Origin of the sequence: Eggerthella sinensis (assembly GCF_003339815.1) — a bacterium.
GTDB classification, from domain to species: domain Bacteria; phylum Actinomycetota; class Coriobacteriia; order Coriobacteriales; family Eggerthellaceae; genus Eggerthella; species Eggerthella sinensis.
The window spans coordinates 22536-39025 of record NZ_PPTT01000022.1 but is presented as its reverse complement, the minus strand read 5'-3'; the positions used below and the strand labels follow the sequence as shown (position 1 = coordinate 39025).

General features: G+C 64.8%; 13 protein-coding genes. 3 read left to right on the top strand and 10 right to left on the bottom strand.

Annotated features, from left to right (window positions below; translation table 11 throughout):
* Window positions 1-22 precede the first annotated feature (22 nt).
* The 5 genes from C1876_RS12220 to C1876_RS12200 all read right to left on the bottom strand — a co-directional run bounded on the left by C1876_RS12220 (window position 23) and on the right by C1876_RS12200 (window position 6738).
* On the bottom strand, window positions 23-1210 hold the full coding sequence (locus tag C1876_RS12220) for an aminotransferase-like domain-containing protein (protein ID WP_244910140.1): 1188 nt from the start codon (window positions 1208-1210) through the stop codon (window positions 23-25).
* Window positions 1211-1293: 83 nt separating this feature from the next.
* Window positions 1294-1719 carry a cyanophycin synthetase family protein gene (locus tag C1876_RS12215; protein WP_114547003.1) on the bottom strand — a complete coding sequence of 142 codons (426 nt, stop codon included), beginning with the start codon at window positions 1717-1719 and terminating at the stop codon, window positions 1294-1296.
* Window positions 1716-2522 carry a hypothetical protein gene (locus tag C1876_RS12210; RefSeq protein WP_244910139.1) on the bottom strand — a complete coding sequence of 269 codons (807 nt, stop codon included), beginning with the start codon at window positions 2520-2522 and terminating at the stop codon, window positions 1716-1718. The genes C1876_RS12215 and C1876_RS12210 overlap by 4 nt, the downstream gene beginning before the upstream one ends.
* 36 nt (window positions 2523-2558) lie before the next feature.
* Window positions 2559-3848 carry a serine--tRNA ligase gene (gene serS / locus C1876_RS12205; protein ID WP_114547002.1) on the bottom strand — a complete coding sequence of 430 codons (1290 nt, stop codon included), beginning with the start codon at window positions 3846-3848 and terminating at the stop codon, window positions 2559-2561.
* A 94-nt stretch (window positions 3849-3942) separates the two neighbouring features.
* Window positions 3943-6738 (bottom strand): PAS domain-containing hybrid sensor histidine kinase/response regulator, encoded by a 2796-nt coding sequence (locus tag C1876_RS12200; RefSeq protein WP_114547001.1) that lies wholly within the window; start codon window positions 6736-6738, stop codon window positions 3943-3945.
* 148 nt (window positions 6739-6886) lie between these two features.
* Here C1876_RS12200 and C1876_RS12195 point away from each other — a divergent pair, with 148 nt between their 5' ends.
* Together C1876_RS12195 and C1876_RS12190 are read left to right on the top strand one after the other, a co-directional pair.
* Complete coding sequence (locus tag C1876_RS12195; RefSeq protein WP_114547000.1) at window positions 6887-7078, top strand: DUF6724 family protein; 192 nt, start codon at window positions 6887-6889, stop codon at window positions 7076-7078.
* A gap of 220 nt (window positions 7079-7298) precedes the next feature.
* Window positions 7299-8180, top strand: a complete 882-nt coding sequence (locus C1876_RS12190; RefSeq protein WP_114546999.1) for a PfkB family carbohydrate kinase — start codon at window positions 7299-7301, stop codon at window positions 8178-8180.
* Between the two features lie 31 nt (window positions 8181-8211).
* On the opposite strand, the gene C1876_RS12185 is transcribed toward C1876_RS12190, so the two are convergent.
* The 5 genes from C1876_RS12185 to C1876_RS12165 form a co-directional block, all read right to left on the bottom strand.
* On the bottom strand, window positions 8212-8901 hold the full coding sequence (locus C1876_RS12185) for a metallophosphoesterase family protein (RefSeq protein WP_114546998.1): 690 nt from the start codon (window positions 8899-8901) through the stop codon (window positions 8212-8214).
* Complete coding sequence (locus tag C1876_RS12180; RefSeq protein ID WP_244910138.1) at window positions 8898-9917, bottom strand: NADPH:quinone reductase; 1020 nt, start codon at window positions 9915-9917, stop codon at window positions 8898-8900. The genes C1876_RS12185 and C1876_RS12180 overlap by 4 nt, the downstream gene beginning before the upstream one ends.
* A 144-nt stretch (window positions 9918-10061) precedes the next feature.
* On the bottom strand, window positions 10062-11498 hold the full coding sequence (locus tag C1876_RS12175; RefSeq protein ID WP_114546997.1) for an APC family permease: 1437 nt from the start codon (window positions 11496-11498) through the stop codon (window positions 10062-10064).
* A 69-nt stretch (window positions 11499-11567) separates the two neighbouring features.
* Window positions 11568-12464, bottom strand: coding sequence for an acetamidase/formamidase family protein (locus C1876_RS12170; protein ID WP_114546996.1), 897 nt, complete (start codon window positions 12462-12464; stop codon window positions 11568-11570).
* A 151-nt stretch (window positions 12465-12615) separates the two neighbouring features.
* Window positions 12616-14139, bottom strand: coding sequence for a helix-turn-helix transcriptional regulator (locus tag C1876_RS12165; protein ID WP_114546995.1), 1524 nt, complete (start codon window positions 14137-14139; stop codon window positions 12616-12618).
* A gap of 232 nt (window positions 14140-14371) precedes the next feature.
* On the opposite strand from C1876_RS12165, the gene C1876_RS12160 reads away from it, so the two are divergent.
* Complete coding sequence (locus C1876_RS12160) at window positions 14372-16237, top strand: FAD-binding protein (protein WP_158544684.1); 1866 nt, start codon at window positions 14372-14374, stop codon at window positions 16235-16237.
* The last annotated feature ends 253 nt before the right edge of the window (window positions 16238-16490 follow it).

The window sequence follows — 16490 nt, the reverse complement described above, 5'->3', positions numbered from 1 at the left end:
GATCCTGCTCCTTCGATGGTTGTTATTCGGGCTTGATCGCGCCGGCTTGAATGAAGGCGCGGTAGAGTTCCAGGCGTTCTTCGATGACGGCGGCCAGGCGGCGCACGGCTTCCGTGAGGTTCTCGGGGCTCTCGAAGCAGAACGCGATGCGCATGCAGTTCTTGCCGCTCGTGCCATCGGGGAAGAAGCCGTCGCCCGGCGTGTACGTCACGCCGTTTTCCAACGCCACGCTCAGCATGGAACCCGTGTCCACGTAGGCGGGTAGCGTCACCCACACGAAGAAGCCGCCTTCGGGATGGGTCCACGTCGCCTCGGGCGGGAAGTATTCTTCGAGCGCGGCCAACATGGCGTCGCGCCGCGTGTGGTACGTTTTCACGAACGTTTGCAGCGTCTTCTGCCACGGGGTGTCGGTGAAGTAGTGTTCCACCACCACCTGGTTGAACGCGCTGCCGCACAGGTCGGTGCCCTGCTTGACGAGGTTGATCTTCGCCAGCACGTGCTTCGGCGCCACGATCCAGCCGGTACGCAGGCCGGGCGCGAACACCTTCGACACGGTGCCCAGGTAGATGACGTCGTCGGACAGCGCCTTGAGGGGCAGCACGTGGCCGCCTTCGTAGCGCAGGCGGCCGTAGGGATCGTCTTCCACCACCATGAACCCGTACTCGTCGGACAGCTCCAACAGGCGCTTGCGACGGGCGGGCGACATGGTGACGCCGCCGGGGTTCTGGAAGTTCGGAATGGTGTAGAGGAACTTGAGCTTGGGATTCCCCTTGCCGATGCGCTCGAGCTCTTCCTCGAGCAGGTCCATGCGCATGCCTTCGCCGTCGAAGGGGATGCAGCGCACGTCGGGCTCGTACGCGGAGAACGCCTGCAGCGCGCCGAGGTACGTGGGGCCTTCGGCAAGCACGATGTCGCCCGGATTGACGAACGTCTTGGCGATGAGGTCGAGCGCTTCCTGCGCGCCCGTCGTGATCATGATGTTCTCGGGCTTGGCACGCACGCCGATATCGCGCATGAGGTCGCAGAACACGCGCTTCGTCTCAACGCGACCGTCGGTGGAGCCGTACTGCAACGCCACCGCGCGCTCGTCGTCGCAGGCCGCTCGCGTGGCTTTGCGAATGGCAGCCTGTGGAAGCAGCGAGACGTCGGGCATGCCGCCGGACAGGGAAATGATGTTGGGATTCGAAGCAGCGGCAAACAAATCGCGCACAGCGGAAGAACGCATCTTGACGACGCGTTCAGCGATTCTATCGCTCGTCTGGTCGAATGTCAGGTGTGCTGAAGTCATGGCAGTCAGAGTACCACCGTATTGTTGAGAAACGCAATCGCATCTCGAAAAGCCCGTAAAGCGACCAAATCGTCGGTGAAACTCACTTCGATGCGGGCGCGACCGGCAAATTCGTCGATCCACTCGGTGGTTCCCACGAACACGGCGTTCGCGTCGGATACCGCCTGCGCTTGCATGTCGATGACGAGGTGCTCGAGCAGATGCGGCAGCGACGTGTGGTCCATGACCGCGGCGAAGGTGTCGCCCTCCTCGTTCACGCAGGCATGGAGCGGAAGATGGGGGCGCGCGGCGCACACGCGGGCGAGCAGCTCGGGCGACGTGGAGCGCGGGGCCGTAGGCGCGACCGCCACCTCGCACACGAGGCGATCGGCGCGCACGGTGAGCCGCTCGACGGTCAGCGGAGCCGCACGAGGGACGGGCGCGTCGCTCATGCGGGCAGGTCGCTCACGTCGAACACGCCGCTGGGGGTACTCGAGGTGCCGGCGTCGTCCTTGTTGTCGCCGGAGTTCGCATCCTTGTTGTCGCCGGCGTTCGCGTCGGCGTTGCCGTCGGTGGACTCGGGCGTGGACTCGGGCGTGGTCGGCTCCGGCTCAGGCTCGGGCGTCGGCTCCGGCTCGGGCTCGACGGGCGTGCCGGTCTGCGGCGTGGCCGATGCGTCGTGCGACAGGCGATCGAGCACGGTGGCCTCGTCGTTTGACGGCGGCTCGGCCTGCGGTTGGCCCTGGATAGCGCGCACGAGCTGGTCGAACTGCCAGGCGATGTCGTCGGTGAGCGTGGAGAACCACGAGTAGCCGTCGCCGTCGGTGATCACCAGCTGCGAGCGATCGAGCGAGAAGCGATAGCGGCCCGCGCCTTCCATGTTCCCGAACTTGAACGTGATGGTTTTCGCGCCCGTGTCGAGGGTGTAGGCATACGCCACGTCTTCGGCCAGCTTGATGGTTTCGCCATCGATGACCACGACGGCCGTGGTGCCGTGCGTTTGCCATTCGCCCTGGAACTCAGCCGCATCGTCGTAGCGCAGCCAGCGATCCCACGAGAAAATGCCCACCACCAGCAGCACGATGGCAAGCAGCGTTCCCACCACGATGAGGGGCCATCGGCGCTTGCGGGGCGTCGGCTGCGCGCCGCGACGGCTCTCGCGCTTCTCGGGCGATGCGTCCGTCGCGGGCGCGGCGTCCACCGCAGGTGCAACAGCCTTATTCGATTCTTTGGTCCGTTTACGCTTCGTTGTCACGCTTGATTCCCTGATTGGTGTCGGTTTCGCCTGCCGCTACTCGGGCGCGATGACCTCGACGCCGCCCATGTAGGGCACCAGCACGTCGGGCACCTTGATGGTGCCGTCGGGCTGCTGGTAGTTCTCGATGATGGCGGCCATCGTGCGGCCCACGGCCAAGCCGCTGCCGTTGAGCGTGTGGACGTAGCGCGAGCCCTTGAAGTTCTCGGGGTCGCGGTACTTGATGTTCGCGCGGCGCGCCTGGAAGTCGGTGCACACCGAGCAGGACGAGATTTCCTTGTAGCCGTTGTACGACGGCAGCCACACTTCGAGGTCGTACGTCTTGGCGGCGGAGAAGCCGATGTCGCCCGTGCACAGGCTGATCACGCGGTACGGCAGGCCCAGCTTTTGCAGGATGTTCTCGGCGTCGGCCACCATGCCCTCGAGGTCGTCGAAGCTTTCCTCCGGCTTGGCGAACTTCACCATCTCCACCTTGCTGAACTGGTGCACGCGGATGATGCCGCGCGTGTCGCGACCGGCACTGCCGGCCTCCTCGCGGAAGCACGGCGTGAACGCGCAGTACTTGAGCGGCAGCTGGCTGGCGTCGAGCACCTCGCCGGCGTGGATGTTGGTGAGCTGCACTTCGGCCGTGGGGATGAGGTACAGACCGTTCGTGGTCTTGAACAGGTCTTCCTCGAACTTCGGCAGCTGACCCGTGCCCGTGAGGGTGGTGGCATTGGCCATGGCCGGGCACCACCATTCCTTGTAGCCGCGGCTGGCGTGCGTGTCGGCCATGAAGTTGATGAGCGAGCGCTCGAGGCGCGCGCCGAGGCCGCCCAGCAGGTAGAAGCGGCTCTTGGCCAGCTTCACGCCGCGCTCGAAGTCGATGATGCCCAGGTCGGTGCCCAAGTCCCAGTGCGGCTTGGACTCGAAGCCTTCCGCGGCGAAGTCGCGCGGCGTGCCCCAGCGGCGCACTTCGGGGTTGTCGTCCTCGTCGTCGCCGACGGGCGTGGAATCGGCCGGTATGTTCGGCGTGCTCATCATGAGCTCGTTGAGTGCGGCGTCGGCGGCTTCGCGCTCCTTGCCGATGACGGCAAGCTCGTCGTTGATGGCGCGCACGCGCTCCTTGGCGGCTTCGGCCTCGTCCTTCTGACCGGCGGCCATCATAGCGCCGATGGACTTCGACGCGGCGTTGCGCTCGGCCTGCAGGGCTTCTTCCTTCGCGATGGCGGCGCGGCGGGTCTCATCGAGCTCGGAGAAGCGCGACGCGTCCCACGAAGCGTGGCGGTTCTTCATCGCCTCGGCGACGGCTTCTTGGTTGTCGCGGACAAATTTGACGTCGAGCATAGTCGCGCTCCTTCACGATGGGATACGGTAATCTCACTAGTATACCTCACGGGCGGCGGACGCCATCACACCTTCACGTCCTCGGCATGTTCCGTCAGCTCGGCACACCCCCGCCCGCGCCGTCGCCGGTCGTGTCCGCACCGGCGCCTTCGCCCTCGCCCACGCCGTAGCGCTTGCGGACGAACTTGATGATGGTGGCGAGCACGCGCCGCATGTCGATGGGTTTCGACAGGTGCGCGTCCATGCCGCTCGCAAGCGAGGCGCTCACGTCTTCGGCGAACGCGTTGGCCGACATGGCGATGATGGGCACCACGCGAGCGTCTTCGCGTTCGAGCGCGCGGATGTGGCGCGTAGCGTCGTAGCCGTTCATGTTCGGCATCTGCACGTCCATGAGGATGGCCTCGAAGTGCCCGACGGGCGACGCCTCGAACAGGGCGCACGCCTCGGCGCCGTCGCACGCGCGCTCCACCACGAGGCCCGCCTCCGACAGCAGCTCGCACGCTATTTCGGCATTGAGGTCGTTGTCCTCGGCAAGCAGCACGCGCAGCCCCTCGAACTCGGTGCGATCGAGGGCGCGCGGCGCACCGGGCATGGCGGACGCGTAGGCCGACACGGGCTTCGAGCGGCGCCCGCGCGCTTCGTCGGCGTGCATCTCGGCGGCCATGGCGGCAAGCGCCGAGCTTTCCGCGGCAACCGTTTCGATGTCGCCCTCGACGTCTTCTTCCTCTTCGAAGACGATACGCTCGGCTTCAAGCGCAATGCGCAGGTTGAACGACACGGTGAACGTGGTGCCGTGGCCCATGGACGACTCGACGGAAATGTCACCGGCCATCATGGTGACGATGTTCTTCACGATGGGCATGCCGAGGCCCGTGCCCTGCTCGCGCGAGCGGCCTTCCATGGTGAACGGCTCGAAGATGCGCTCTTTGAACTCCTCGGACATGCCGATGCCGTCGTCGGACACCACGAACGTCACCCGGCGATACCCCATGGCGGCGCCCGTTCCCACCGACGTCTCGAAGCGAATGTGGCCGCCGCGCGGCGTGTACTTCACGGCGTTCGTCAGCAGGTTGAGCAACAGCTGCTTGAGGCGCACGGGGTCGCCGACGAACACGGCTTCGGCGCAGCTGGGTATGACCACCGAGAATTCCTGGTCGCGCTGCTCGCATTGCATGCGGATGGCGGTGATGACGTGCGACAGCAGGTAGCTCAGGCGGAAGGGTTCGCTGGCCAGGGTCATCTTGCCGTTCTCGATTTTCGAGATGTCCAGCACGTCGTTGATGAGGCCCAGCAGATGATCGGACGCGTTGCCGATTTTCGCCAAGCTCACCTCCACCTTCTCGCTGTCGTCCACGCTGCCGCGCGCAATTTGCAGCATGCCGATGATCACGTTCATGGGCGTGCGAATCTCGTGGCTCATGCGCGAGAGGAACTCGGATTTCGCCGCGTTCGCCGCCTCGGCGACGTCCATCGCGTCCTTCATGGACAGCTGGATTTCCTTGCTTGCCGTCACGTCGCGCATAACCACGAGCAGCTGCGGCTTGCCGTCGTACTCGAGCGGTTTCACCGAGTAGGCCGCCCAGCATTCCTTGCCGGTCTGCTTGCTGCGGAACGAGAATTCGCCCTGCTCGAAGCCGGTGACCTCGCCCGCGCGGATGCGGTTGAACAGCGACACGCCCTCGGGCGAAAGCCGGATGACGTCGGCCAGCTGCTCGTTTTTCAGGAAGTCGTCCAGGCGGTAGCCGATGATTTTCACGGCCTTCGCCACGATGGGCGTCACCTTGTGATCGGCGGGCGAATACAGGTTCACCGCCATCTCGATGCTGTCGGACATGGCTTCGTAAAGCTGCTCCATCATGGCCACGTTCTGCTCGCGCAGGCGCCGACGGTACGCGCCGAACATGAGGAGCGCTACCACCACGAGGCAGGCGAAGATGATGGCGAACACGGCTTCGAACGTGGTGGTGACCACCGCGGCTTCCGCGAGCACGTTCTCCACCGGCACGACGTTGCACACGTACCAGTACCCCTCGCCCACGGGCGCCACGCACACGTAGCTCGCCTTGCCGTCGACCGGCAGCGTGATGAGTCCCACCTGCCCGTTCGCCACCACGTCCTTCAAGCTGGACAAATCGTTGTCGGGACGCGACTGCATCACCTGCAAAGCCATGTCCGCCGTGACGCCGAAGTCGGTTACGTTGCCCTGGCTGAAGTGCGATGCCTCGTCGAGGAACGTATACAGGGAGGTGCCGACGGACACCGGCGTTTTCGTGTCGTCCGTCGGCGGGACCAGCACTTCGCCCGTGCCGCCCACGAACAGCATGAAGTAGCCCCGGCCGTCGAACATGTCCAGCTGACGCGGCATGGAGAACAGCGACAGCGGAATTTGGACGTACAGCGCGCCCACCTGCTGCCCGTCGATGTACAGCGGCGTTTGGGCGAGGCGCACGCGGGAGCCGTTTTCGTTGACGAACGTGTCGGAATACGATCTGCCTTCTGCGGAAAGGGCCGTTTCGGGCTGCGTCAAATCGCTCACGGAGAACGACGAGCCGTCCGAGCGGCGCCCTTCGCCGGCCATGTTCACGAACGCGGCGTTCTCGAACCGGTTTTCCTCCTCGAACGACTTGAGCGCCGGCACGATGAGGTCGGGGTCGTCGGTTTGCACGGTGAATGCAGCCAGGGCGTTTTGCGACATGAACATGCGATCGGCCACGTTGGCCGCCGTTTGCTCCGTGAACGTCACCACCTGTTGCTCGGCGCTTTGATTCAGTTTTTGATCTATGAAGGATGTCAGGCCGAGCACGGTCGTCACCACCGCCGCAACGACGGCGACGATTGCTATGGTTGCGGCTATGCGTCGTTTCTGCTTATCCCTGTTCACAGCGCGCATGTACTTGCCCTTCTTCGGCGCACGTAAAGAATAAAGGAATATCAAAATCCGACCCGTAGCGAATCGGCCCGACATAGTATACTCTAACGCTGAAATGCAAACGTTCTGTGGCAATGGTGATGGGACGAGTTAGAGTAACGAGGTAATCATGGATTTTGGTGCGCTGTACCACTTTCTCTTCGAGACATACGCCGGCATCGGATGCCTGGTTGGAATAGGCTTGGTGCTCAGCTTGATCGCCTGCGTCATCATGGAGCGACGGACGCGCAAGACGTTCGCGAATCATGAGCCTGACGAGGACGATTGGTCTTTCTTCGACGACGACGAGGACGACAAGTAGCAGCTTCGGGTCCGCGTCAGACGGTGGCGAAACCGCGCGCAATGCGCGGTTTTCGAACCGCTTTCAAGCGCGGAATCGCTCCGCTTGTTTCCCCACCGCGCGCGGCTTTGAGCTGCGCGCTCCTGTTTTCAAGCCGTAAATTTTCCCGCACACCCAGCACACAGTTTTCGGAGAAGCTGGCGTTGGGCGGTTCGCAGTCAACCCCGAAAGGAAGGCACCCATGAACGAAGCCGAAACGCATCTGTACCACCGCGAAGGAGCGTACATCCCCCGCGTCGCCGCCGTGCACGATTTGTGCGGCTACGGCAAGTGCTCGCTCGGCGTGGCCATCCCCGTGCTGTCGGCCGCCGGCTGCGACGTGTGCCCCGTGCCGACGGGCCTGTTCTCGTCGCACACCGCCTTCCCCGGCTGGTACATGCACGACACCACCGACATCCTGGCGGACTACCTGAACGCGTGGAAGGGCATCGGCGTGGAAATCGACGCCGTGTACTCCGGCTTCTTGGGCGCGCCCGAGCAGGTGGAGCGCATCCGCGACCTCTACGCGACGTACCCGAACGCGCTGCGCGTGGTCGATCCCGTGATGGCCGACCACGGCAAGGTGTACCCCACGTACACGCCGGAGCTGTGCGACGCCATGGCCGAGCTTGCCTGCGGCGCCGACATCCTCACGCCGAACCTCACCGAGGCCGCCATCATTCTGGGCGAGCCCATCGGCGACGACTGGGCCGGTACCGACATCTCCGACGAGGAGGCGGCGCGCCTGGTGGACGCCCTCGTGGCGAAGGGCGCGAAGCATGTGGTGCTCAAGGGCATCCAGCGCGAAGGCGAGACGTGCATCCGCAACTTCGTGGGCGGCGAGGACTGCGAGCTGTTCGAAGTGCACAACGAGTACCTGCCCTACATGCTGCACGGCACGGGCGACGTGTACGCGTCCTGCCTGTTGGCCGCCGTCATGGCGGGCCGCTCGCTCGAGGAGGCCGTCACGTTCGCCGGCGACTTCGTGCACGACGCCATGCTGGTGAGCGCCGAGCAGCCCGACTTCCGCGACCGCGGCGTCAGCTTCGAGCCCTTGCTGGGCAAGGTGTGCGGGCTGCTGTAGGGGGATGCAGCCCCGAGCGGGGCGGCCACTGCTAGAACTCGAGGATATCGTGGTGCACGATGCGGAGGGAGCCCTCCTGCTTTTCTATGTGGAAGTGGCCGCAGTACCATCGGCGGTAGTCGAGGCGATCCTCGATGGTTTGGAGCCAGTCTTCCATGGCGGTGTCGACGGTGCTTTGATCGACGCCGGCAAGGAGCGCCTCTTGGGGCACGAACGCCGCGGGGCAGGTGTGCGAGAGCACGGTATCGACACGCCAGTCGCGGGCGGCGAGCGCTTGCTCGACCGCATGCATCTCGTCGAGCGTGAGCTGCTCGTCGGAAAACCATGCGTACCCTTTGGCCAGGCGATACGCCTTGTCCACGCTGTAGGCCCCGCCGATGGCGACGGTGGCGCGGCCCTCGAGGTCGAACACGCTGCCGTCGCGCGCGAACAGGATGGAGGGCCAGCGGTCGTCGCAGTAGACCTCGCCGCCGCGCCACGGAATGAGGTGGTAGCTGGGCAGCGATGCGGGGTTGCGATCGTGATTGCCGCGAATGCAGAGCAGCGTGATGCCCATGCGGTCGGCCTTGTCCTTGATCTGAGCGTCGCGCTCGTCGTTGAAATAGTCGAAGCCGGTATCGCCCAGGCAGATGAGCACGTCGGCGGGCCCCAAATCATGCTCCGCGACGAAGCGGCGCACGTGACGATAGCTGCCGTGGGTGTCACCGGTGAGGTAGATCATGCATCGGCCCTCCCGTCGCGGGCGCCGACTTCGGCCACAAGGATAATCTTGCCGTCCTTGCCGCGCGCTTCCACGGCACGATGCGCCTCTGCGGCGTTCGCAAGCGGGAACGCCTGGGCCACCACCACGCGCATGCCACCCGCAAGCGCTGCCTCCAACGCGTGCATGACCAGGTTGAACTCGTCCGGACGCAAGTTGTTCACGTTCATGCCGCGCACGTCCAAGTCGTTGCTCATGAGCGTGCGCGGGTCGAAATCGAGGGAGCCGCGGCTGCCCACCACAACAATGCGACCGCGCGTGTGCGTGATGCGCACATCTTTCATGAGATTCGCGTGCGCCGCCATGTCGAGCACCGCATCGACGCCACGTCCGTCGGTCGCTTCGAGAATCTCGTCCAGATAGCCCTCCGCATGGTGATCGAACGCGCGCACGGCACCCAGCCGCTCGACGAGCGTGCGACCGCGCTCATCACCGGCAGTACCGTACACGACGCATCCGATGCGGTGCGCAAGCTGCACAGCAAGCATGCCCACGCCGCCACTCGCACCATGCACGAGCACGGTTTCGCCTGGCTGCACGCGCGCCCGCACGAACAGCGCGTCGCCCGCGGCGAGCCCCGGCGTGCCGATACCGGCCCCTTGCTGGAACGACACGTCGTGCGGCAAGCGTCCGACGGCGGCTGCGTCGCACACCACAGAGGTGGCATAGGTGCCCGTGTTGCGCTTCGCTCCCGTGGCAGCGACGAACACACGCTCGCCCACCTGCACGTTCTCGACGCCCGCGCCCACCGCATCCACGATGCCCGCGCCGTCATTTCCGGGGACATATGGCAGCGACGGCGCCGCGCCGTACGCGCCCGCGCGGATGTAGGTTTCCACCGGGTTCACGCCCGTCGCCATGAGGCGCACACGCACTTCCCCGGCACCGGGCACGGGCATCGGCACCGAGCGCGCCTGCAACACCTCGGGACCACCGAAGTGCTCGACGACAACCGCCTTCATTTCCGCATCGCCCATGGCGCGCTCCTTCCGTCCACCGTTCGCAGGCCGCAACAGCGGCCCCCAAAACGCATCGTAGCGCGCCGGGGGGCGCGCTACGATGGGGCGGGCGACGGGCTGCGGTCCCGTTACCGGTTGGTCGGCGGGGCGAAACGCGGGGCGCTACACCTCCAGGTCGACGTTCTTCTTCATCACCTTGTGCAGCACGACGTAGTACACGATGCCCACGACGACCCAGGTGACGCCCATGATTTTGGACGCGGGGTCGAGGCTGATCCACGTGTAGCCCACGATGATGAAGCCCAGCAGCGGCAGCACGAGGTGCGTGAACACCTTGCCGTCGCGGTTCTTGATGAAGAAGTGCCAGACCACCGTCACGTGCAGCACGCAGAACGACGTGAGCGCGCCGAAGTTCACGAGGCGCGAGATGGCGTCGATGCCCAGCTGCTCGAACACGATGACGAGAATGAGCGACAGCACGCCCACGAATGCGGCGGCGATGTAGGGCGTCTGGTACTTCGGGTGCACCTTCGCCAGCGCCTTCGGCAGGTTGCCGTCGCGGCTCATGGCGAACAGGATGCGACTGATGGCCGTCTGCGCGGCCAGCGAGTTGAAGATGCCCCAGGCGATGGCCGTTGCCAGCGCGCACAGCACGTACAGGAACTTGCCGCCGGCAACTTCCGCCACCAGATAGAACGCGTTGTCGGGATCGCTTGCGAACACGGCGCCGTCGGGGCTGATGCAGCCCGCGATGTACGTCTGCAGCATGAACAGGAAGCCCACGATCAGGAGCGATCCCACCATGGCCTTCGACGGGCCCTTCTTCGCGTCCTTCGCTTCCTCGGACAGCGTGGCGATGCCGTCGAACCCGAGGAACGACAGCACGCCCAGCGACACGGCGCTCATGACGAGGCCCGGGTTGAACGTCTCGGGATTGTAGAACGGCTGGATGGTGAAGCCGTTGGACAGCGGGTCGGTGGCAATCCACAGGGCGCCCATGATGACGAACACGGCCAGGCAGAGGATTTCCAACACCACGGCCACGCGGTTGACGATAACGGTGAGCTCGATGCCGCGGATGTTGACGAACGTGTTGATGGCCACGAACAGAATGCCCCAGATGAGCGCGGGCACCTCGGGCACGATGCCGCTCATGGCCTGGGCGGCCACCACGTACAGCAGCGTGGGAACCAGCAGGTAGTCGAGCAGCATGGTCCAGCCGGTCACGAAGCCGACGGGCTTGTTGATGCCGCGACTCGTGTAGCCGTACACCGAACCGGACACGGGAAACGCCTGCGAAAGCGTCGCGTATGAGAACGCGGTGAAAATCATGGCGATCATGCCCACGAGGTACACGAGGGCCGGCATGCCGCCGGAATCGCCGAACACGCCGCCGTAGATGCCGAACGGCGCGATGGGCACCATGAAGATGAGGCCGTACACCAGCATGTCGGGCACCGACATGGCGCGCTTGAGTTCCTGTTTGTACCCCATCGCCTCGAGCGCGGCCTCGCTCGCCTCTGCTTCGGTTTGCAGGAGGGATTCGCGGGAGCCGGCTGCGTCGTGGGCGGATGCGACCGCCTTTTGTTCTTCGGTCATGAAGTTCCCCTTTGGTTGTTGGCGGCGCGGCCGCCGTGGGGCGACCGCGCCGGCGAATGAGCGGATGCGTTACAGCGCGAAGCCAAGCGCGTCCAGCACGTACTTCGGCACCATGAAGCGCACGGTTTTCTCCGGGTCCACCATCTGGCACACCTGCACATCGGCGACGAGCGACAGCAGCATGACCAGCTCGTCTTCCCCAACGCCTGTGCGGTCGTGCAGCAGGTCCACCATCTCGTGCACGGCGCGGTCGGCCGCGGCGTCGAGCGATTCGGCCGACGCGATGATGCCGAGATGCGTGGCGTTCTCGATGATGGGGTCCACCAGCTGCAGATCGGGCAGCGCCGTGAGCGTGACGGTGGCGTAGCCCGCCACCTCGGCGCCCGAAACGCTCACTTCGCCGTCGCCCATGACGGCGTGCATGTCGCCGCAGCCGAACAGGGCGCCTTCCACGGCCACGGGGAAATACAGCGTGGCTCCCGTGGTGATGGCGGTGTTGTCCATGTTGCCGCCGTGGCTGCCGGGCGTGCCGCAGTTCACGGGCTGGCCGGCCGGCGCAACGCCGATAACACCGATCATGGGGTTGAGCGGGATGGACAGCTTGTCGTTCCACACGAGTTTGCCGTCCTCGATGGCGCAGATGTGCGTGCTCCATGCGTCGAAGCGGTCGCCGCACACGCCCTCGTCCTTGCCGGTGCACGACGCGGTTTGCCCGTCGAGCTCGATGTTCTCGATGACCACCTTGAGCGCGCCACCGGGCACCGCGCCCTCCACGAACACCGGGCCGGTGGCCGGGTTGATGCGATCCCAGTTGATCTCGTCAAGCTCGTCCTCGGGCGTCTGCACCTGGTTGCCGAAACAGTCCTGCGTGCGAATGCGCACCGTTTCCCCCGATGCCACCCGCAACGCGGGCTCCAGATCACGGTCGAACGCAAACAATACGCGCTCGTCATTCAGCTCCTGCATGGAGCCTCCTCTCTCTGTCGATTGCATATGCCTCCCGCCGCTCTTCCGCAATAAAGCGGCAGGGAATGCGAGATCACCAGCATACTCCGCACCGCGTGCGCACGCACGAGAAATGTAGGCCGCAACGCGCAGCGGCCCGAAATGCCAAGCATTATGCGCGGGGCGCGCCGTCCGCATGCGTCTGCGCCTGCGCGGCGCCGACGTCGGCATCGAACAACTCCATGAGCTCGGTGCGCGAGTGCACCTCGAACTTCTGATAGATATTGCGGATGTGGAAGCGCACGGTGTTCTCGGACACGAACAGCAGCTTGGCGATGGTTTTCGGCGCGCGTCCTTGCCGCAGGTGCTCGAGCACCTCGCGCTCGCGCGCCGAGAGCTGCGCCTGCTCAACGAGGGGTTCGAAGGCGTCGGGGACGACGTCGGGAGCGAGGTCGGCCGCGTCGGGGACCGCGACGTCCGCCGCGACTCGCCGATGCTCCGTACCCGCCAGATTCTTGTCCTTGAACAGCAGCAGCGTGACGGTGAGTATCAAATACACCGCTACGAGCGCCGTGAGCGTGAGCATGAAATCGCCCGGCTCAAGATACCCGATGCAGAAAAACGCCAGGAACAACCCCGCGAAGTTCGAGCCCATCACCACCAGCTGCATGACGCAAAACGCCTTGAGCGGCGACGCGTGCGCCGCGCGATACTCCTCCGCGATGAGACAGTAGAAAATCACGTTCGTAAACGTGAATCCAACCTGGACAAACGAGTTCACCATACCGCGCCCGCTCGCATCCCACACGAGCGGCAGCAGCAGAAACCCCAGGGCCGAAAGCGGCAGGATGAACTTGTACAGCCGCGGCACGCTGAATGCACGCGGCGCCACGAGCGCCGGAAGCAGCAGCACGCCGTTCAGGCCGAACATGATGACGAACGCCGTCCACTGATACGTCTCGAGTGAGATTTGCTCCTGCCCGGCAACGTTCATCATAAGCCCCGCCATGAAGGCCATGAGCGCCACGCCCACCAAGGGCCGCGCCAGGTGCCGCACGGGCGTCCGGTCGGCGCGTGATTCCTGCGCGCGCACGGCTTCCGCAGCTCCTGCCCGTCGCTTCAGTGCGAACGCGCAGCACGCGAGCGACCCGAAGAACGCGGCCACCGCCACAATCCACGGCAACGGAGCGGGTAGAAACGTGCTGCCGAAGTACAGCACCGCGCTCACCACGGCGGCGCTCACGAGGAACACGTACGTCGGCCGGATGCCCAACACGCTCACGTACGAGAACCACAGCACGATGGCGAACGCATCGCCCATGCCTATCCATATGCCGCTTGCGAAGAACCAGGGCAGCAGGGCATCGAGCGCGACAACCGACATCATCTGGAAGACGAGCGCCATGATGGCAAAGCCCACGAACGCGCATGCTGCCGACGCGGCCACGGTTGCGGCCAACGGCAGCGGCTTCGGACGACGCGCGAGAATCAGCCCCATCGCGGCAAGCGCGATCATGCGCCCGAGGATGATGAAGAACAGGTAGAGCGCCTTCGGCAAATAGCCGATTTCCACGACGGACGAAATGGTGGTAGGCGAGTAAAACGTCATGCAGACGTAGACGGAATACAAGACGTATCCGACGAACGCCGCGCTCACTACGGGCGGCATCTTTCGCACGACAGCGCGCACCGTCATTCCTCCCCTGCCCCTCGACAAAGACGATACTACCACACCCCCTCTAACGCAAAACTACCAACTTTTGATAGGCCTGCACGTTCCGCGGCGAAGAACCATCCTCGTTGGATAGCGACAGGGCGTGCGCCCTGCGCGACGATCGAAACGACCGGTATCCGCCGGGGACGAACCCGCCTTTTCGCATGGCGCGGTCAGCGCGGATGCCACCCGTCTCAAGGAAAGGATGTGCAGCATGAAAACGCAAACCATGGATCGCAGGAACTTCCTCAAGGGAGCCCTCGCAACCGGCGCGCTTGCCGCAGGAGGCGCGGCGCTTGCCGGCTGCAGCCCCGCGCAGCCGCAGCAGCAGGCCGACGGTGCGTCGCCCGCCGAGGCCGCCGCGGGCGCGAAGCAACCTCAGGGCTACGAATGCTCCGAAGACTGGCTGGGCGAGAAGCCGAGCATCGACGAGGGCGACATCGTGGCAACGAAGGACTTCGACATCGTCGTGTGCGGCGGCGGCAACGCCGGCGTGCAGGCCGCGCTCGCGGCGGCACAAGAGGGCGCGAAGGTGGCCGTGCTGGAAATTCAGCCCGAAGCCACGTGGACGCAACTGGGCAACGATATCTGCGCGTTCAACGCGCAGTGGCTGATTGAAAAGGGGTACGGGCCTTACAAGACCGGCGACATCGTGGCCGAGTTCATCCGACGCGGCGGCGGGCGCGTCAGCGCGGAGATCATCCGCAAGTTCGTGGCGAACTCCGGCGACATGCTGGACAACATCGTGGCGCAGATTCCCGACACCTCCAACCTCTTCGACCTGGAAACCGGCCAGGCGCAAATCCAGGTGGCCTACAACATGCCCGACGGCAGCGACTACCCGTTCACGCGCGGCGGCTTCCAGTCGTGGGCTACCACCATCCAGAACCTCAGCACGAAGAACCCGAACCCCGTGTGCGGGCGCGAGGGCGTGTCGCGCATGACGGAAATCGCGCTGTACTGCAAAGATGCCGCCGAAAAACTGGGGGCCGAATTCTTCTTCGAAACCGACGTGACCGTTCTTGAGCAAACCGATGCCGGCGATGTCACGGGCGTTGTGGCGAAGGGCAAAGACGGATACGTGCGCTTCACTGCAAAGAAGGGCGTCATCCTCGCAACGGGAGACTTCGGCGCGAACCCCGACATGGTAGTGAACCTGTGCACCGACATCAACGAGCAATCGCTGCGCTGCGACATCCCGCGCGAGGAGATGACCGGCGAGAGCAACTGCAAGGGTGCCGGGCACAAGCTGGGCTGCTGGGCCGGCGGCTACATCGAGCAGGCGCCGCGCCCCTGCATGAACACGAACGGCGGCAACGCAGGACCGTGGGGCGCCACGCCGTTTCTATGGCTCAACGATTACGGCAAGCGCTTCATGAACGAGGCCATGACGCCGTACATCAAGCCCACCACGCTCAAGCAGCCGCGCGGAATTCTGGCCACCATCTGCGACTCCACCTACATGGACACCATGAAGCAATGTTCCACCGACCACTTCTCGCCCAACTGGGGCGCGGCGGGCGTGGACATCATCAAGATCATGGATCGCATGGAAGAGCAGATGCAAGCAGCCGTGGGCAAGGGTGCGGAAGGCGTCAGCGTGGACGGCGTGTACGTGATCGAATACGACAACACGATGCCCGACCAGGTGTACGCCGCCGACTCCCTCGACGAGTTGCTGGGCTATCTGGGTTACGAAGGGGACGCGAAGAAGCAGGCGCTTGCCACCATCGAGCACTACAACGAGCTGTGCCATGCCGGCGAGGATGCCGACTTCGGCAAGGATGCCGTGTTCATGAACGCCATCGAGAACCCGCCGTTCTTCGGCGCGGCACAGCCCAACACGGGACGCGGCTACGTGGGCCTGGTCAGCCTGTGCGGCCTCGTGACGAACGACGACCTCAACGTGTTGGGGTCCGACCTGAAGACGCCCATCAAGGGGCTGTACGCCGTGGGCAACTGCCTGGGGCAGCGCTTCGGCAACGCCTACTCCACGCCGGCTGCGGGCAGCTCCATCGGCATGGCGCTCACCCATGGCTACGTGGCGGGCAAGATAGCCGCAGGCGGTACCGTCAAGTAACGCTCGCGCCATCGACCTCAATTATTCCCGACCCCTCTCCACAAGGAAGGCCGCACTCCCTCCCGCGGCCTTCCTTTTCTACGTTCGCTAGCACGGCGTCGGAGTGAGAGCCGGAAGTTGGGGGGCGTTGACGCACGTCGAATCCTGACTGGATGCATGCGCACCGCACGTTCAATACGCGCTGGATCGGCAGGCCAGGCGCGTGGAAAGCGCGTTGGAAGCGTGTGGGATTGGCGCTGGAACCAGACGGTCT

Coding starts and splice junctions, on each gene's coding strand:
- C1876_RS12215 (WP_114547003.1), bottom strand. CDS start 1,719: ATGAGCGACGCGCCCGTCCCTCGTGCGGCTCCGCTGACCGTCGAGCGG.
- serS (WP_114547002.1), bottom strand. CDS start 3,848: ATGCTCGACGTCAAATTTGTCCGCGACAACCAAGAAGCCGTCGCCGAG.
- C1876_RS12200 (WP_114547001.1), bottom strand. CDS start 6,738: ATGCGCGCTGTGAACAGGGATAAGCAGAAACGACGCATAGCCGCAACC.
- C1876_RS12195 (WP_114547000.1), top strand. CDS start 6,887: ATGGATTTTGGTGCGCTGTACCACTTTCTCTTCGAGACATACGCCGGC.
- C1876_RS12190 (WP_114546999.1), top strand. CDS start 7,299: ATGAACGAAGCCGAAACGCATCTGTACCACCGCGAAGGAGCGTACATC.
- C1876_RS12185 (WP_114546998.1), bottom strand. CDS start 8,901: ATGATCTACCTCACCGGTGACACCCACGGCAGCTATCGTCACGTGCGC.
- C1876_RS12180 (WP_244910138.1), bottom strand. CDS start 9,917: ATGGGCGATGCGGAAATGAAGGCGGTTGTCGTCGAGCACTTCGGTGGT.
- C1876_RS12175 (WP_114546997.1), bottom strand. CDS start 11,498: ATGACCGAAGAACAAAAGGCGGTCGCATCCGCCCACGACGCAGCCGGC.
- C1876_RS12170 (WP_114546996.1), bottom strand. CDS start 12,464: ATGCAGGAGCTGAATGACGAGCGCGTATTGTTTGCGTTCGACCGTGAT.
- C1876_RS12165 (WP_114546995.1), bottom strand. CDS start 14,139: ATGACGGTGCGCGCTGTCGTGCGAAAGATGCCGCCCGTAGTGAGCGCG.
- C1876_RS12160 (WP_158544684.1), top strand. CDS start 14,372: ATGAAAACGCAAACCATGGATCGCAGGAACTTCCTCAAGGGAGCCCTC.